A 16,022-nucleotide genomic window follows, 5' to 3' on the forward strand; every position below is an offset into this window, starting at 1 on the left:
GCAAAACTATTCAGATGACCTTCTAACGGGCCATCGCGTATTCAGCTGCTCACTCTGTAACCCTTGCCGGGTTTTTGTTCTTAAAAGAGCCAACAACCTGGTTCATCCCCCAAAACCGCAGATGAACCGTCAATCAAGTCCTACGTTTTTTACTCTGTGACCACGCTCGGTGAACCGAGATTGGCCAGGCGCACGCTGTTCTGCACCTGCTGGATTTCACCCGGCGATCCGATCGGGCCCAGGCGAACCCGATGCAGGGTCTGCTGATTGCGCACGATCGAGCTGATGAACACCGGAGCGCTCACCATCCCGCTGAGCTTCGATCTCAGGAGTTCTGCAGCGTCCGGGTTGGCGAACGCGCCCACCTGCAGATACTGGCCAGAGGCTGGTACAGAAGCGTTTTTTTTTGCATCAAGCTGCACCGGCACCACTGCGGCGGCGTGTTGCTGCGGCGGCGGTGTCCATTGCTCGACGGTGCCGGCCGAGGCCGTGATCACCGGGGCGCTATTCTGCGCGACTTGCGGCTCGTTGAGCATCAAAGGCGCCGGACGGCCTTTGGCTGCCCAATAGGCCTGTGGATCGATGCCCTCGACTTTCACCCGCGCGGTGCCGATTTCGGCATAACCGAGCTTCTTGGCGGCGGCGTAGGACAGGTCGATGATACGGTCCGAATAGAACGGTCCACGGTCGTTGACCCGCAGGATCACGCTCTTGTTGTTGTCCAGGTTGGTCACCCGGACATAACTTGGCAGTGGCAATGTCTTGTGCGCGGCACTCATGCCGTACAGGTCATACACTTCGCCGTTGGCGGTGTTCTGGCCGTGGAACTTGGTGCCATACCAGGACGCCGTGCCCGAAGCCACGTAGGTCTTGGACTCTTGCAGCGGAAAGTAAGTCTTGCCGAGCACAGTGTACGGGTTGGCCTTGTACGGGCCGGTGTGCAGGGTTGGCGTGGCGTCCGGGATGCGCGAGACATCGACATCCCACCATGGCGCGCCATCCTTGTGGGCCCGGTTGATGTCCAGCCCCGGCGTCGAGCGCACGGCGGTGGAGGACTTCTGGGCCGGCGCACGGCTGGTCGAACAACTGGCGAGCAGCACGGTCAACGCGGCGAATGCCATCAGCTTCAGGGGTTTATTGATAGGCAATGCCCGCATTACTTGACGCCCCGTGCTTGGACCAGCTGTTCAGACAGTTGATGTACGGCCATGGCGTACATCACGCTGCGGTTATAACGCGTGATCGCGTAAAAATTCTTCAGGCCCATCCAGTACTCGGAGCCATTGTCGCCTTCCAGGCGGAAAGCGGTAACCGGCATATCATCGCGCAGCGCATCATGACTTGACCACCCCAGGGCTCGCAACTCCCCAACGGTTTTCGTTGGTTCGATTCCTGTGGTCAAGCCTTCGTCGACCTGATCGCCACGGACATCGGCGCGGCTGACGACCGGTTCGCCGGCAACCCAGCCATGACGCTTGAAGTAACTGGCGACACTGCCGATGGCATCGTCCGGGTTGGTCCAGATGTTGATATGACCATCACCGTCGAAATCCACCGCATAGGCGCGGAAACTGCTCGGCATGAATTGTGGCAATCCCATTGCGCCGGCGTAGGAGCCCTTGAGCGTCAACGGATCGACCTGTTCTTCGCGAGCCAGCAGCAGGAACTCACGCAATTCCTTGCGGAAAAACTCGGCACGAGGAGGATAGTCGAAACCCAGGGTAGACAAGGCATCGATCACCCGGAAATTTCCGGTATTACGACCGAAAAAGGTTTCAACGCCGATGATCGAGACAATCACCTGGGCCGGTACGCCGTATTCCTGCTCGGCACGGGCCAACACCGCTTCGTGCTGACGCCAGAAGTCCACACCCCGGGCAATGCGCGCATCGGTGATGAACATCGGGCGATATTCGCTCCACTGCTTGACCCGTTCGGCGGGTTTCGAGATGGCGTCCAGAATCGACTGCTTGCGCTCGGCTTCGCGGAACACGCCCATCAACTGTTCACCGGCGAAACCGTAGTCGCGGGTCATTTCACCGACGAATTCGGCCACTTGGGGTGAGCCTTCATAGTCGCCGGCCAACGCTTCCTGCACGGTGCCAAGGATGCTTACCAGGCCGACCCATGGTGCATGTCGAGTCGCCCAGCCACGCATTACTTGCATTGAAAATTTCACCTTATTCAAACCTGCGCGATCCACTTGCGATGGGTATGGATCGACATCAAAACCCCAAACGCTGACAGCAGCGTCACCAGCGAAGTTCCTCCGTAGCTAATGAACGGCAACGGCACCCCCACCACCGGCAACAGGCCACTGACCATACCGATGTTGACGAAAACATAAACAAAAAACGTCATGGTCAGGCTGCCCGCGAGCAACTTGCCGAACAATGTCTGCGCCTGGGCGGTAATCACCAGGCCGCGACCGATCAACAGCAGGTAGATCAGCAACAGCGCGCAGATCCCCACCAGGCCAAATTCTTCGCCCATGACGGCAATGATGAAGTCGGTATGGCTTTCCGGCAGGAAGTCCAGGTGCGACTGGGTGCCCAGCAACCAACCCTTGCCGAACACGCCACCGGAGCCGATGGCGGCCTTGGACTGGATGATGTTCCAGCCCGTACCGAGCGGATCGCTCTCCGGATCGAGGAACGTCAGGATTCGCTGCTTCTGGTAGTCGTGCATGATGAAGAACCACATGGCAACCGCCACGGGAACGGCGGCGGCCAGTACGCTGAGGATCCAGCGCCAGCGCAAGCCACCCATGAACAGCACGAAAGCGCCGCCAGCCAGGATCAGCAGCGAAGTGCCGAGGTCCGGCTGCCGCACGATCAGAATGAACGGAATGCCGATCAGCATCAGGCTGATACCGACGTGCTTGAGCTGTGGCGGCAAGGTGCGCTTGGACAGGTACCAGGCAATGGTCGCCGGCATCAGGATCTTCATGAACTCCGAGGGCTGGAAGCGGATGACACCGGGGATGTTGATCCAGCGCGTGGCGCCCATCGCGTTGTGGCCCATGACGTCCACGACCACCAGCAACAACACGCCGATCACATAGCCGACCGGTACCCACCGCGCCATGAACCGCGGCTCGAACTGGGCGATGACGATCATCGACACCAGGCCGATGCCGAACGAAGTGGCCTGCTTGGCCAGCAGATCCCAGCTTTTTCCACTGGCGGAATACAGGACGAACAGGCTGCCGGCGGCAAGCGTCAGCAGCAGGATCAGCAACACGCCGTCGATGTGCATACGTTGCAACAGGGTTGCACGGCGACGCATCACATCCTCGCTGGAGAGCATGCGATCAAAATTATTCATCACGGGCGGTAGCCTCTGCACTGATAGGGCTGGCGTATTCGGGCTTCAACCGACCGTCCTGGTCCAGGAGCCAGGCGTCCATGACTTGACGCACCACTGGCGCGGCGACACCGGAACCGGACTCGCCGTTCTCGACCATCACCGACACCACGATTTTCGGGTCGTCTGCCGGCGCGAAGCCGACGAACAAGGCGTGGTCACGGTGACGCTCCTGGACCTTGGAGCGGTCGTACTTTTCACCCTGCTTGATCGCGACCACCTGGGCCGTACCACTTTTGCCGGCGATCCGGTACTGCGCACCGATCGAGGCCTTGCGCGCCGTGCCCCGGGCACCGTGCATCACTTGCTGCATACCGTGGTTCACCCGGGTCCAGTCCGCCGGATCGCGCAGGATGATGTCCGGCATCGGGTTAGGATCCACCGGCTTCTGGCCTTCAATGGTCCTGGCCAGGTGCGGACGATTCCAGATGCCCTTGTTGGCCACCAGCGCGGTGGCCTGGGCCAGCTGCAACGGCGTCGACTGCATGTAGCCCTGACCGATACCGAGAATCAGTGTCTCCCCCGGGAACCAGGCCTGACGACGCGTCGCACGCTTCCATTCCCGGGTCGGCATCAACCCCGGCGATTCTTCGAACATGTCCAGGGAGACTTTCTGGCCGATACCGAACTTGCTCAGGTACGCCGACAGCCGGTCGATCCCCAACTTGTGGGCCAGGTCATAGAAGTAGGTGTCGTTGGAACGCATGATCGCCGTATCGAGGTCGACAAAGCCGTCGCCGGTACGGTTCCAGTTACGGTACTTGTGATCGTAGTTGGGCAGCATGTAGTAACCGGGGTCGAACACCCGGGTCGACGCCGTCACCACGCCGGAATCCAGGCCGGCGATCGCCACCGCCGGCTTGATGGTCGAACCCGGCGGGTACAGGCCACGCAGCACACGGTTGAACAGCGGTCGGTCGATGGAGTCGCGCAGTTCGGAATAGGCCTTGAAGCTGATGCCGGTGACGAACAGGTTGGGGTCGAAACTCGGCTGGCTGACCATCGCCAGCACTTCGCCGGTCTTCGGGTCCAGCGCTACCACCGCGCCTCGACGACCACCGAGCGCAGCTTCGGCGGCTTCCTGCAATTTGATGTCCAGGCTCAGGACGATGTCCTTGCCGGGAATCGGATCGGTGCGCTTGAGCACGCGCAATACGCGGCCCCGGGCGTTGGTCTCGACTTCCTCGTAACCCACCTGGCCGTGCAATTCAGGCTCGTAGAAGCGCTCGATGCCGGTTTTGCCAATTTGATGGGTGCCGCTGTAGCTCACCGGGTCCAGAGTCTTCAGCTCTTTCTCGTTGATCCGCCCCATATAGCCCACCGAATGCGCAAAATGCGCGCCCTGCGGATAGTGACGGACCAGCTGCGCAACCACCTCCACCCCAGGCAGGCGGAACTGGTTCACGGCGATCCTTGCGATCTGCTCTTCGGTCAATTCGAACATGATCGGCACCGGCTCGAACGGCCGGCGCCCCTGACGCATGCGCTTCTCGAAAATCACCCGGTCCTCGGGCGTGAGCTCCAGCACCTGGACGATCACATCGAGCACCTGCTGCCAATCGCCAGAGCGCTCGCGGGTCATGCTCAGGCTGAAGCTGGGCCGGTTGTCGGCAATCACCACGCCGTTGCGGTCATAAATCAAGCCACGGGGCGGCGGAATCGGCTGCACGTGGACCCGGTTGTTTTCCGACAGGGTCGAGTGGTACTCGTACTGGATCACCTGCAGGAAATACAGGCGCGCGATCAGCACGCCGATCAGCGTCACGACTGCAATTGCACCGAACACGACGCGGCCACGCACCAGACGGGCGTCTTTTTCGTGGTCCTTGATGCGGATCGGCTGGGTCATGGGGAGCAGAATTACTTGTGGTAAGGGTGACCGGACAGCACGGTCCAGGCACGGTACAACTGTTCGCCGATCAGGATCCGCACCAGCGGGTGCGGCAAGGTCAGCGGTGACAACGACCAACGCTGGTCAGCCCGGGCACAGACTTCCGGCGCCAGCCCTTCGGGGCCGCCGACCATGAAGTTGACGGTGCGCGAGTCCAGCCGCCAGCGATCGAGCTCGACCGCCAGTTGCTCGGTGCTCCAGGGCTTGCCATGGACTTCGAGTGTGACTACCCGCTCGTTCGGCCCGACCTTGGCCAGCATGGCTTCGCCTTCCTGACGGATGAAACGGGCCACGTCGGCGTTCTTGCCACGGGTATTGAGCGGTATTTCCACCAGTTCCAGCGCCAGCTCGGACGGAAGACGCTTGGCATATTCATGCCAGCCTTCTTCCACCCACTTGGGCATGCGTGAACCGACGGCGATCAGTCGCAGTCGCACAGCGGTCCCTTATTCCTGGTCTTTGTTGAGCTTGTTGAAGTGCTCGTGACCAACTTCAGGGCTGTGGTGCTTGCCATCGGCCGCACGGCTCTGCTCGGCACCTTTCCACAGGCGCTCAAGGTCGTAGAACTGACGGGCGTTGGAAGTCATCATGTGGACGATCACGTCGTCCATGTCCAGCAGCACCCAGTCGCTGTCGCCCTTGCCTTCTTCACCCAGCGGCTTGATACCCAGGGCTTTGACGGCTTCGCGGACCTTGTCCAGCATTGCGCCGATCTGGCGGTTGGACGTACCGGTGGCGATGATCATGAAGTCAGTGATGCTCTGCTTGTCGCGAACATCGATGACCAGCACGTCCTGGGCCTTGACGTCTTCCAGGGCGGCTACGGCGATCTTGACCAGCTCGTCGCCTTTGGGTGGCTCGGCAGCGAGGACCTTCTCAGGCAGCGGGGCACTCTTGAACGTGCCTTTGCGCTTAACTTTGTTTACGTCGTTGTTCGTCATATAAAACTCGTTTTGCTCGTATGTTCGGGCGCTTCAATACACGTTGTTGCCACGTGCCTTGAGGCACTCCTATTCAGTTCGACGCACGGTAGAGTCCGTGCGCATCGATGTAGGCCAGGACCGCGTCGGGCACCAGGAAACGTACCGACTTACCGCTGGCCAGCAGTTGACGGATCTGGGTGGCGGATACCGCGAGCGGTGTCTGCCAGACGAATGCAATCTGTCCGCTCGGCCCTTTGAGGGCCAGCGGGTCGCTCACCGAGCGCGCTGCCAGCAGGTTGCGCAAGGCATCCGGCGGTTCGCTGTCGGCATCCGGGCGTTGCAACACCAGGATATGGCAATGCTGGAGCAACTCTTCCCAGCGGTGCCAAGTGGGCAGGCCGCAAAAAGCGTCCCAGCCCAAAAGCAGAAAAACCTGGTCGGATACGGCCAGTTCGGCACGCATCAGTTCCAGGGTATCAATGGTGTAGGACGGTTTGTCCCGCTGCAATTCGCGGGCGTCCACCACCAACGGCGCCACACCGGCCACCGCGCACTCGACCATCGCCAGACGGTCTTTCGCCGACACCTGCGGCTTGTCCCGATGGGGCGGCCTGGCACTGGGCGTCAGACGCAGCTCATCGAGCGCCAGGGTTTCGGCGACTTCCAGCGCACCGCGCAAATGGCCGATGTGCACCGGGTCGAACGTTCCACCCAGCACGCCAATGCGGCGAGGGGCTGGCTCGCTGGCAGTGACCTGGGCTGACGGGTCGAAGTCGCCCAAGTCAGGCCGGCTCCTGTCCGCGCAACTGCCCGTCGCCGACCACGATGTACTTCTCGCAGGTCAGCCCTTCGAGGCCCACCGGGCCGCGGGCGTGCAGCTTATCAGTAGAAATGCCGATCTCGGCACCCAATCCGTATTCGTAGCCATCGGCGAAGCATGTCGGGGTATTGATCATCACCGAGGATGAGTCGACTTCAGCCATGAAACGCCGGGTGTCGCCCTGGTGTTCGCTGACAATCGAATCGGTGTGATGGGAGCCATAATGGTTGATGTGCTCGATGGCCTGGCCCAGTCCGTCGACCACACGGATCGACAGAATCGGCGCCAGATATTCGGTACTCCAGTCTTCTTCAGTCGCGACCACGGCATCGATGATCGCCCGGGTGCGCTCGCAACCACGCAGCTCGACGCCTTTTTCGCGGAACTGTGCCGCCATCGCCGGCAGGAAATCGCTGGCGACGGTTTGATCGACCAGCAGCGTTTCCATGGCACCGCAGATGCCATAACGGTAAGTCTTGGCGTTGAACGCGATGCGCTGGGCCTTGGCCAGATCGGCGTGTTCACTCACGTAAACGTGGCAGATGCCATCCAGGTGCTTGATCACCGGTACGCGGGCATCGCGGCTGACCCGTTCGATCAGGCCACGGCCACCGCGCGGCACGATGACGTCGACGTATTCAGGCATGGTGATCAGCGCGCCGACGGCAGCGCGATCCGTGGTTTCGACCACTTGCACCACCGCAGCCGGCAGATCGGCCTCGGCCAGGCCACGCTGAATGCAGGCGGCGATGGCTCGATTGGAATGAATCGCCTCGGAACCGCCACGCAGGATGGTCGCGTTGCCGGACTTCAGGCACAGGCTGGCCGCATCGATGGTCACGTTCGGCCGCGACTCGTAGATGATTCCGATCACGCCCAGCGGCACGCGCATCTTGCCGACCTGGATTCCGGACGGGCGGAAGCTCATGTCACGGATCGCGCCGACCGGGTCCGGCAGGGCTGCCACCTGACGCAGGCCGACGATCATGCCGTCGATACGCGCCGGGGTCAGTGCCAGGCGCTCAAGCAAGGCCGGCTCCAGACCGTTGGCGCGACCGGCGGCCAAATCCAGCTCGTTGGCCGCCGTCAGCTCGGCGCGGGCAGCGTCCAGCGCATTGGCGGCGGCCTGCAGGGCGCGGTTTTTCTGCGCGGTGCTGGCACGGCCGATCACGCGGGAAGCTTCGCGGGCAGCGCAACCCAGGCGGGTCATGTAGTCAAGAACGGACTCAGTCATGGTCTGGCGTGGTCTTTGATTAGGTCTTGGTAAAGAGTAAAGCGGCAGATTATAGCTGTCGCGTCCCGGGACTAACAGCGGTGACGGGCGGATGGTCGAAATGGAGGGGCATTTACCGATGTTCAGCCGGGATTAAGCTGCAAATTGTTATCATCACGACTCATTCAGCCCTGACAAACGCCGGTCATCATGTCCAACCTGACTGTTCGAGCGTCCACCACGAGCCTGCCAGCAGGCCTCCCGGACGCGTTTTTCGACCGTGACGCCCAAATTCTGGCCCGGGAGTTACTGGGCAAAGTCATTCGCCATCGAGTTGGCGACCTGTGGCTCAGCGCCCGGATTATCGAAACCGAAGCCTATTACTGCGCGGAAAAAGGCAGCCATGCGTCCCTCGGTTACACAGAAAAGCGTAAGGCTTTGTTTCTGGATGGCGGCCACATCTATATGTATTACGCCCGGGGTGGCGATTCCCTGAACTTCAGCGCCCAAGGGCCAGGAAACGCGGTACTGATCAAGTCCGCCTACCCGTGGGTCGATGAGTTGAGCGGACCGGCCAGCCTGGCGCAGATGCTGTTGAACAACCCTGATGCCAAGGGCCACCCTCGCCCGTCACAAAAGCTCTGTGCCGGGCAAACGCTACTGTGCAAGGCGCTGGGCCTGAAAGTGCCAATGTGGGACGCCAAACGCTTCGACCATGAAGCGCTGCTGGTGGAACACGTCGGCCAGACGCCTGCCCACATCATCCAGACTACACGCCTTGGCATCCCCCACGGGCGCGATGAGCACCTGATGTACCGCTTCGTCGATGCGGCCTACGCGCCGTACTGCACGCGAAACCCGCTGCGACGGGGGCAGATTGAAGGTCGCGATTATCTTGTGCTGACCTGAAATTGACTCAGACTTGATGCAAACAGAAATCCCCTGTGGGAGCGGGCTTGCTCCGGGCGGCGTTCCGACGAAGGCTGAGTGTCAGGCGACGTCGATATCGACTGAAAGGGCCTATTCGCGGGCAAGCCCGCTCCCACAGGGGACAGTGGCNGACTTGATGCAAACAGAAATCCCCTGTGGGAGCGGGCTTGCTCCGGGCGGCGTTCCGACGAAGGCTGAGTGTCAGGCGACGTCGATATCGACTGAAAGGGCCTATTCGCGGGCAAGCCCGCTCCCACAGGGGACAGTGGCGCATTCAAAGTTGCACTTATCACCTGGAAGCAATTGAACATTAGATGGAGTGGTTTTTATGGGCCAATGGCTCGATAGCCTGACCGGTTGGTTGACGGTCAACCCGCAATGGCTGGCGGCGGCAATATTTCTGGTGGCTTTTGTGGAGTGCCTGGCGATTGCCGGGCTGATCGTCCCGGGCACGGTTTTACTGTTCACCGTTGCGGTACTGGCCGGCAGTGGTGCGTTGACGCTGAGTGAAACCTTGCTGCTGGGCTTCCTGGCCGGCGTCCTGGGCGACGTGGTCTCTTATTTTCTTGGGCGTCATTTCCACCAGAATATCCGGCGCCTGCCCGGCTTGCGCCATCACCCGGAATGGATTGCCGGGGCCGAAGCCTACTTCCAGCGCTATGGCATCGCCAGCCTGCTGGTCGGGCGTTTTATCGGACCGCTGCGGCCAATGCTGCCCATGGTCGCCGGCATGTGCGACATGCCCTTCCCACGCTTCTTCGCCGTCAGCCTGCTGGCCGGCGCGGGCTGGTCGGTGGCTTATCTGCTGCCGGGCTGGGCTACCGGCGCGGCAATTCGCTTGCCGCTGCCTGAAGGCTTCTGGACTCAGGCCGGGATCGTTGCCGGCAGTATTGCGGTCATAGTGGGGCTGAGCGCCACCAGCAGCCTGCGTCAGCATCGACGGGCTACAACACTGATAGCTGGCATGAGCCTGTTGATCCTGGCCGGGTTGTTTATCGGCTATCCCTACCTGAACGCCCTCGACCAAGGGGTGATGACCCTGGTGCAGGAACATCGCAGCCCGATGCTCGATGAGGTGGCGGTGGTCTTCACGTTGATTGGCGAATTCCGCAACATGCTGCTGTTCAGTGCATTGCTGGTAGCGCTGCTGCTGATTACCCGGCAATGGCGACAGGCAGTCTTTGCGTGCAGCACCCTCCTCTGCACGGCATTGGCCAACACTGTAACCAAACAGTTTTTCGCCCGCGTACGCCCGGAAGTATTGAGCGATCCACTGACCAGCTACAGCATGCCCAGCGGCCATGCCTCAGGCTCGTTCGCGCTGTTTCTGACCCTCGCCGTGCTGGCCGGTCGCAGACAACCGCCGCGCATGCGCCTGACCTGGGTGCTGGTAGCCAGCTTGCCGGCGATGGCGATTGCCCTTTCCCGGGTGTACCTCGGGGCACATTGGCCAACCGATGTCATGGCCGGCGCGATGCTGGCGGCATGTGTCTGTGCGGCGAGCCTGTGGCTGATCCAGCGCAAGGATCCGTTGAACGCCTTGCCACCCAAGGTCTGGTGGCTGGTCTTGCCGGCGCTGGTGGCACTGTTCGGCTTCTTCGTGTTGCGGCATTTACCGCATACGATGTTGCGGTATGCCTATTAGAAATATTTCCCTCAAAAAAAAACCCCAACTCAACAGTTGGGGTTCCTGTTACTCAAGCTCAGTTAGGACTCCACTGACGCTTACGCTTTTCCATAATCAGCGCATCGGCAAACTCGCCGGCTAATTCAGCATTGGCTGCAAAGGGCTGGTTGTTATCGACAAGTTTAAGCATGAACTCTGTTGCCGCAGTGTCCCATACAGACCATTCACGTTTATAGATAGTCATGGCATTAATCCCTTTAGTCATTGAAATGACCCACCTCATGTGGGTAGCCACAAACTAATCGCCGCCCAGGTACTCAGCAATGCTGGCAACTGCACTCAATGATTGCCAAATACTGCTCAGGCAAACAACTCACCCTGCAACTCATCCAGCAGCGCCTGAATCGCATCCAGTCGCTGCTGCGGATCGTCAAGTTGCAGCAAGTCGATCTTGTCCAGCTCGGCAAAAGGCAGCAGGTACGCCAACTGATTGGCCAATGACTGCTGCCCGGTCGCCTCAGTACCCATGTTCAAGGCTTCGACCATCGGGTGCTCGGCCAAAGCCTTGAGCAATGCCACCAGGTCGGCATCCTCATCCTGCAGTGGCTGTTCCGGTTCGTCTTCCAGCCACTCGACCTCGGCAACGGTCAACTGATCGCGCTGGACCTCCGCTTTCAATACATGGAAACGCCGCCCACCCTGAACCCGAATCCCCAGCAGGCCGTTGTCCTGCTGTTTGAAATCGGTGATCAGCGCTTCGCAGCCCACCAGCGCGTAGCCGGCCGGCGCGATTCCGACTTCCTCACCCTCGAGGATGCACACCACGCCGAAACCACCGCCCTGCTTCATGCAGCGACCGATCATGTCCAGATAGCGCGCTTCGAAGATCTGCAAGTCGAGGATGCAGCCAGGAAACAGCACTGTGTTCAACGGAAAAAGCGGCAGACTCATAGACATTTCCTTACACCACCATCGACACCGCCAGCGGCAGCAACACCGCCGTGGCCACGCCCATCAAACTCATCGCCAGCGCCGCGAAGGCACCGCACTCTTCATTTTCCTGCATCGCCACTGCCGTGCCGACCGCGTGGGCCGTCATGCCCAGCGCCATGCCCCTGGCTTCCGGGCTGTGCACACCCAGCCGGGTCAGCAGGGCCGGACCGAAAATCGCCCCGATCACACCCGTAATCAAGACAAACACCGCGGCCAGCGCCGCGACCCCGCCGATCTGCTCAGCCACCAACATGGCAATTGGCGAGGTCACCGACTTCGGCGCCATGGTCATCAGGATCATGTGCTCGGCACCGAACGACCAGCCCAGCAAAACGCCCATCCCCGTGGCCACGACGCCACCTATCACCAGCGTAGTAAATATCGGCCAGAACAACTGCCGAATCCGTCGCAGGTTGAGATAAAGCGGCACCGCCAGCGCGACAGTGGCCGGACCGAGCAGGATGCTCAGAATCTCGGTGCTCTTGCGGTATTCGGCGTAAGTCAGGCCGCAGCCCACCAGTACGCCGATCACCAGCAACATGGAGACCAGCACCGGCTGCAAAAAGATCCAGCGGGTTTTCTCGAACACGCCCAGGACAAGCTGATAGGCACCGAGGGTAATGCCAATGCCGAACAACGGATGGTGAATCACCGAAGCCCAGGCGCCATGCCAGTCGAAGATCATTGGCCGTCCTCGGAGATCGCGTGGCGCTTGACCATGCGCTGCATCAGCACCCCGGCGAAGGCCATCGAAAGCAGCAGCGACAACACCAGCGCACCGACGATGGCCCAGAAGTCCGCCGCGATGTCAGCGGCATAGACCATCACGCCCACGGCTGGCGGCACCAGCAACAGCGGCAGGTAGCGCAACAGGCTGCTGGCCGCCAGGTTCAGTGGCTCGCCGACCTGTCCACGACAGATGAGGTAAACCAGCAACAGCAGCAACCCCACAATCGGCCCCGGCAGCACCGGCAAAAACAAATGATTGATCGCAGTGCCGAGCAATTGGAACAGCACCAGCCATGTCAGGCCCCGTAACAACATCAAAGATCTCCCGCAAAATCCATCACCCGCATTGGCCGGGCATTATAAGCATGCCCGCGCTATGGACCGGCATTCGCCAAAAGCATGGTCAGTTGACCTGAGCGTTTGGCCATGTTGATCTAAAGTAGTAAGCCGGGAAGTGAAATCCCCGCAAGCCAAAACTATAAAACCGATGAACCCAAGGAGAGTCTCAATGCCCTATGTTCCAGTTGCAGAGCTCAAAGATTATGTCGGCAAGGAACTCGGACGTTCCGAATGGCTCACCATCGATCAGGAACGCATCAACCTGTTCGCCGAAGCCACCGGGGACTATCAGTTCATCCACGTCGACCCGGTCAAGGCCGCGCAAACGCCATTTGGCAGCACCATCGCTCACGGTTTCCTGTCGTTGTCGCTGATCCCGAAACTGATGGAAGACATCCTCGTCATGCCCGAAGGCTTGAAGATGGTGGTCAACTACGGACTCGACAGCGTGCGCTTCATTCAGCCGGTCAAGGTCAACTCGAAAGTGCGGCTCAAGGTCGACCTGACCGAAGTCATCGAGAAAAAACCCGGCCAATGGCTGCTCAAGGCCACCACCACCCTGGAAATCGAAGGTTCGGACAAACCGGCGTATATCGCCGAACCCCTGTCCCTGTGCTTCGTATAAACCTTCCCGGATGCGAAGCAGCTCACGCTGTTTCGCGCCCTCAAGCGGTACCTCACCCTATATAAGGACACATAGCTGCGGCATACTCCCTCGCCTAATTGCCCGGAATCCGCTATGCGCCCACTTGCACTCCTTGCCTTGACCCTGATGCTCACCGCTTGCGGCGACGGCGAATCGCCTTTGCCTCCCGACGCACGCCTGCCGGACGGCGGACGCTATCGCGGTGACCTGGTAAATGGCTTGCTGCAAGGCAAGGGGCGCATCGACTACCCGAACGGCAGCTGGTACGCCGGTGAATTCGACAAAGGCCAGTGGCAGGGCCAGGGCGAATGGCATGGCAGCAATGGCGAAGTCTATCGCGGGCAGTTCAATCAGGGGCTGTTCGAAGGTCAGGGGGCACTGACCACCAACGGCAACAGTTACACCGGCGGCTTCAAGGCTGGCCGGCGCGACGGCGAAGGCACGCTCAAAGAAAACGGCATGAGCTATCGCGGAGAGTTCAAGGCCGATCAATATGCCGGCCTGGGTCGCCTCGAACTCGAGGACGGCAGCTCCTATCAGGGTCAGTTCGCCCACGGCAAACCCAATGGCGAAGGCCAGCGCGGCGATGGCAACGGCAATCAGTTCACCGGACACTTCGTCGACGGCCAACTGGAAGGCAACGGGACATTCAACAGCGCCGATGGCGACATCTATGTCGGCGGCTTCAAGAACAATCAACTGCACGGCAAGGGCCGCTATGAAAACGCCGACGGCGATGTCTGGCTGGGCCAGTTCAAGGAAGGTTCGCTGAACGGCAAGGGCGAGTTGATCGGCGCTGACGGCAGCCACTACATCGGCCAGTTCAACGACTGGCGCTTTTCCGGCCAGGGCCGACTGAACCTGTCCGACGGCAGCTTTTACACCGGCCAGTTCGACAACGACAGCTACCAGGGGCGCGGCACACTGGTGTTGACCGACGGCACCGTGCTCAGCGGCACCTGGATCAACGGCCAGCGTGTACGTGATGTCGATGGCAAATTACTGCCCGACACTCTGGAACTCGGCCTGCTCGCCCAGGGGCGCCTGCTCGACTCGGCGCTGACCAACATTCCGCCCTCGACCCCGGCGGTGGAGCTGTATTCGTTGACCCTGGGCGGTGATGGCAAGCAGAGCGTGTTTCTGCGCGAGTCCGACTACGTCGCCAATATGCTCACCACCCGTTTCGGCGCCTTCGGCCAGATCCGCCTGGTGAACCATCGTGACCACCTCGCCGACCGCCCGATGGCGACCCGGGAAAACCTGCGCCGCGCCGCCCTGACACTGGCCGAACGCAGCGGTCCGGAAGACCTGATTTTCATCTACCTGACCAGCCATGGCACCAGCGAACACGAGCTGGTGCTGGACCAGCCGCGCATGGAGCTGGCCGACCTGCCAGCCGACGAATTGGCTGCTGTCCTCGCTCCGTTGAAAAACCGCGACAAGATCATCGTGATCTCCTCCTGCTACTCCGGCGGTTTCATCCCCGCCCTCAAGGATGAGCGGACCCTGATCATGACCGCCTCGCGAGCCGATCGGGTGTCCTTCGGTTGCTCGGAGGAAGCCAACTTCACCTACTTTGGCGATGCACTGTTCGCCCAGGCCCTGAACCAGACCGATGATCTGGAACAAGCCTTCAAACTGGCCAGGACCACTGTCGCCGAGCGGGAGCTGGCAGACGGGTTCGAAGCCTCCGAACCACAGATCTGGGCACCGAAAACCGTCCTCTCGCATTGGCAGCTGCTGCGCAAACAACAGGCACGAAAAGCCCTGCAAAGTGCATCCATGGAAAGCAAGGATGCAAACAGCAACTAAGCTGAACAGTATCAAGGGAGAAACACTATGTACTTGACGCCTCAGCACGTGCTGCTCGCCGGAGCCACCGGTTTAACGGGTGAACACCTGCTCGATCGCCTGCTTAACGAGCCAACGATTACCCGGGTTCTGGCCCCCTCACGCCGGCCACTGGCCAAACACCCGCACCTGGAAAACCCGGTCGGCGACCCTGCGGCGTTCCTGCCACAATTGAACGGGCGGGTCGATATCGCTTATTGCTGCCTGGGCACCACGATCAAGCAGGCCGGCTCGGAAGAGGCGTTTCGCGCAGTGGACCTGGACATGGTGGTGGCATTCGCCAAACGTGCCAGGGAGATGGGCGCACGGCATTTGATCGTGATCAGCGCCTTGGGAGCCGACCGCAGATCCTCGATTTTCTACAACCGGGTCAAAGGCGAGATGGAGCACGCATTGCGTGCACAGAACTGGCCGCAGCTGACTATTTGCCGCCCTTCGTTGTTGCTGGGCGAACGCACCGAACCACGCCTGGGCGAGAAAGTCGCCGGGCCGTTGTCACGGCTGATTCCCGGCAAATACCACGGCATCGAAGCCTGCCAACTGGCCCGGGCAATGTGGCGCCTGGCGCTGGAAGAGCAGGACGGGATCAGGATTGTCGAGTCGGATGAGCTGAGGAAGCTGGGCAAGTAATTTTATGTTGCCTAAGCGGGCCTCATCGCGGGCAAGCTGAACTGGTCAAGTAATCCCAGACACC

At 60.7% G+C, this 16,022-nt stretch carries 17 protein-coding genes; 5 read left to right on the top strand and 12 right to left on the bottom strand.

The features are described 5' to 3' along the window. Positions 1 to 149 precede the first annotated feature (149 nt). The 8 genes from ACLD1X_RS23285 to ACLD1X_RS23320 form a co-directional block, all read right to left on the bottom strand. Entirely contained in the window at positions 150 to 1,157 is a 1,008-nt protein-coding gene (locus ACLD1X_RS23285; protein WP_429371661.1) for a septal ring lytic transglycosylase RlpA family protein, read from the bottom strand. Beyond that, complete coding sequence (mltB, locus tag ACLD1X_RS23290; protein WP_429371663.1) at positions 1,157 to 2,167, bottom strand: lytic murein transglycosylase B; 1,011 nt, start codon at positions 2,165 to 2,167, stop codon at positions 1,157 to 1,159. The genes ACLD1X_RS23285 and mltB overlap by 1 nt, the downstream gene beginning before the upstream one ends. Positions 2,168 to 2,184: 17 nt before the next feature. Next, on the bottom strand, positions 2,185 to 3,288 hold the full coding sequence (gene rodA, locus ACLD1X_RS23295; RefSeq protein ID WP_429371688.1) for a rod shape-determining protein RodA: 1,104 nt from the start codon (positions 3,286 to 3,288) through the stop codon (positions 2,185 to 2,187). A gap of 31 nt (positions 3,289 to 3,319) precedes the next feature. Continuing rightward, entirely contained in the window at positions 3,320 to 5,215 is a 1,896-nt protein-coding gene (gene mrdA, locus ACLD1X_RS23300) for a penicillin-binding protein 2 (RefSeq protein WP_429371665.1), read from the bottom strand. Between the two features lie 11 nt (positions 5,216 to 5,226). Beyond that, positions 5,227 to 5,694 (bottom strand): 23S rRNA (pseudouridine(1915)-N(3))-methyltransferase RlmH, encoded by a 468-nt coding sequence (gene rlmH, locus ACLD1X_RS23305; RefSeq protein ID WP_007937439.1) that lies wholly within the window; start codon positions 5,692 to 5,694, stop codon positions 5,227 to 5,229. Between the two features lie 9 nt (positions 5,695 to 5,703). Next, positions 5,704 to 6,198: a ribosome silencing factor gene (gene rsfS / locus ACLD1X_RS23310; RefSeq protein ID WP_150734645.1), complete on the bottom strand. Its 495-nt coding sequence runs from the start codon at positions 6,196 to 6,198 to the stop codon at positions 5,704 to 5,706. 73 nt (positions 6,199 to 6,271) lie between these two features. Continuing rightward, positions 6,272 to 6,961: a nicotinate-nucleotide adenylyltransferase gene (nadD, locus tag ACLD1X_RS23315; RefSeq protein ID WP_429371668.1), complete on the bottom strand. Its 690-nt coding sequence runs from the start codon at positions 6,959 to 6,961 to the stop codon at positions 6,272 to 6,274. A gap of 1 nt (position 6,962) precedes the next feature. Next, complete coding sequence (locus ACLD1X_RS23320; protein WP_429371670.1) at positions 6,963 to 8,234, bottom strand: glutamate-5-semialdehyde dehydrogenase; 1,272 nt, start codon at positions 8,232 to 8,234, stop codon at positions 6,963 to 6,965. Between the two features lie 189 nt (positions 8,235 to 8,423). On the opposite strand from ACLD1X_RS23320, the gene ACLD1X_RS23325 reads away from it, so the two are divergent. Together ACLD1X_RS23325 and ACLD1X_RS23330 are read left to right on the top strand one after the other, a co-directional pair. After that, entirely contained in the window at positions 8,424 to 9,122 is a 699-nt protein-coding gene (locus tag ACLD1X_RS23325; RefSeq protein ID WP_429371672.1) for a DNA-3-methyladenine glycosylase, read from the top strand. Positions 9,123 to 9,471: 349 nt separating this feature from the next. Further along, a complete protein-coding gene (locus tag ACLD1X_RS23330; protein WP_429371674.1) occupies positions 9,472 to 10,788 on the top strand; it encodes a bifunctional DedA family/phosphatase PAP2 family protein in 1,317 nt (438 codons plus the stop codon). Between the two features lie 58 nt (positions 10,789 to 10,846). Here the strand turns inward: ACLD1X_RS23330 and ACLD1X_RS23335 are convergent, their stop codons facing one another. The 4 genes from ACLD1X_RS23335 to ACLD1X_RS23350 all read right to left on the bottom strand — a co-directional run bounded on the left by ACLD1X_RS23335 (position 10,847) and on the right by ACLD1X_RS23350 (position 12,807). Next, complete coding sequence (locus ACLD1X_RS23335) at positions 10,847 to 11,014, bottom strand: hypothetical protein (RefSeq protein ID WP_429371676.1); 168 nt, start codon at positions 11,012 to 11,014, stop codon at positions 10,847 to 10,849. Positions 11,015 to 11,130: 116 nt separating this feature from the next. Beyond that, positions 11,131 to 11,721: an LON peptidase substrate-binding domain-containing protein gene (locus ACLD1X_RS23340; RefSeq protein WP_008022910.1), complete on the bottom strand. Its 591-nt coding sequence runs from the start codon at positions 11,719 to 11,721 to the stop codon at positions 11,131 to 11,133. Positions 11,722 to 11,731: 10 nt separating this feature from the next. Beyond that, a complete protein-coding gene (locus ACLD1X_RS23345; protein WP_429371678.1) occupies positions 11,732 to 12,448 on the bottom strand; it encodes an LrgB family protein in 717 nt (238 codons plus the stop codon). After that, positions 12,445 to 12,807: a CidA/LrgA family protein gene (locus tag ACLD1X_RS23350; RefSeq protein WP_429371680.1), complete on the bottom strand. Its 363-nt coding sequence runs from the start codon at positions 12,805 to 12,807 to the stop codon at positions 12,445 to 12,447. The genes ACLD1X_RS23345 and ACLD1X_RS23350 overlap by 4 nt, the downstream gene beginning before the upstream one ends. 193 nt (positions 12,808 to 13,000) lie before the next feature. Between ACLD1X_RS23350 and ACLD1X_RS23355 the strand changes: the two genes are divergently transcribed. The 3 genes from ACLD1X_RS23355 (at position 13,001) to ACLD1X_RS23365 (ending at position 15,958) form a co-directional block, all read left to right on the top strand. Then, positions 13,001 to 13,456, top strand: a complete 456-nt coding sequence (locus ACLD1X_RS23355; RefSeq protein WP_008022907.1) for a MaoC family dehydratase — start codon at positions 13,001 to 13,003, stop codon at positions 13,454 to 13,456. 114 nt (positions 13,457 to 13,570) lie between these two features. After that, the gene (locus ACLD1X_RS23360) at positions 13,571 to 15,289 is read left to right on the top strand and encodes a C13 family peptidase (RefSeq protein ID WP_429371682.1); all 1,719 of its coding nucleotides are present in this window, start codon (positions 13,571 to 13,573) and stop codon (positions 15,287 to 15,289) included. Positions 15,290 to 15,316: 27 nt separating this feature from the next. Continuing rightward, a complete protein-coding gene (locus ACLD1X_RS23365) occupies positions 15,317 to 15,958 on the top strand; it encodes an oxidoreductase (protein ID WP_429371684.1) in 642 nt (213 codons plus the stop codon). Positions 15,959 to 16,022: the final 64 nt, after the last annotated feature.

Origin of the sequence: Pseudomonas sp. 18173, from assembly GCF_050432945.1 — a bacterium.
Taxonomy (GTDB): domain Bacteria; phylum Pseudomonadota; class Gammaproteobacteria; order Pseudomonadales; family Pseudomonadaceae; genus Aquipseudomonas.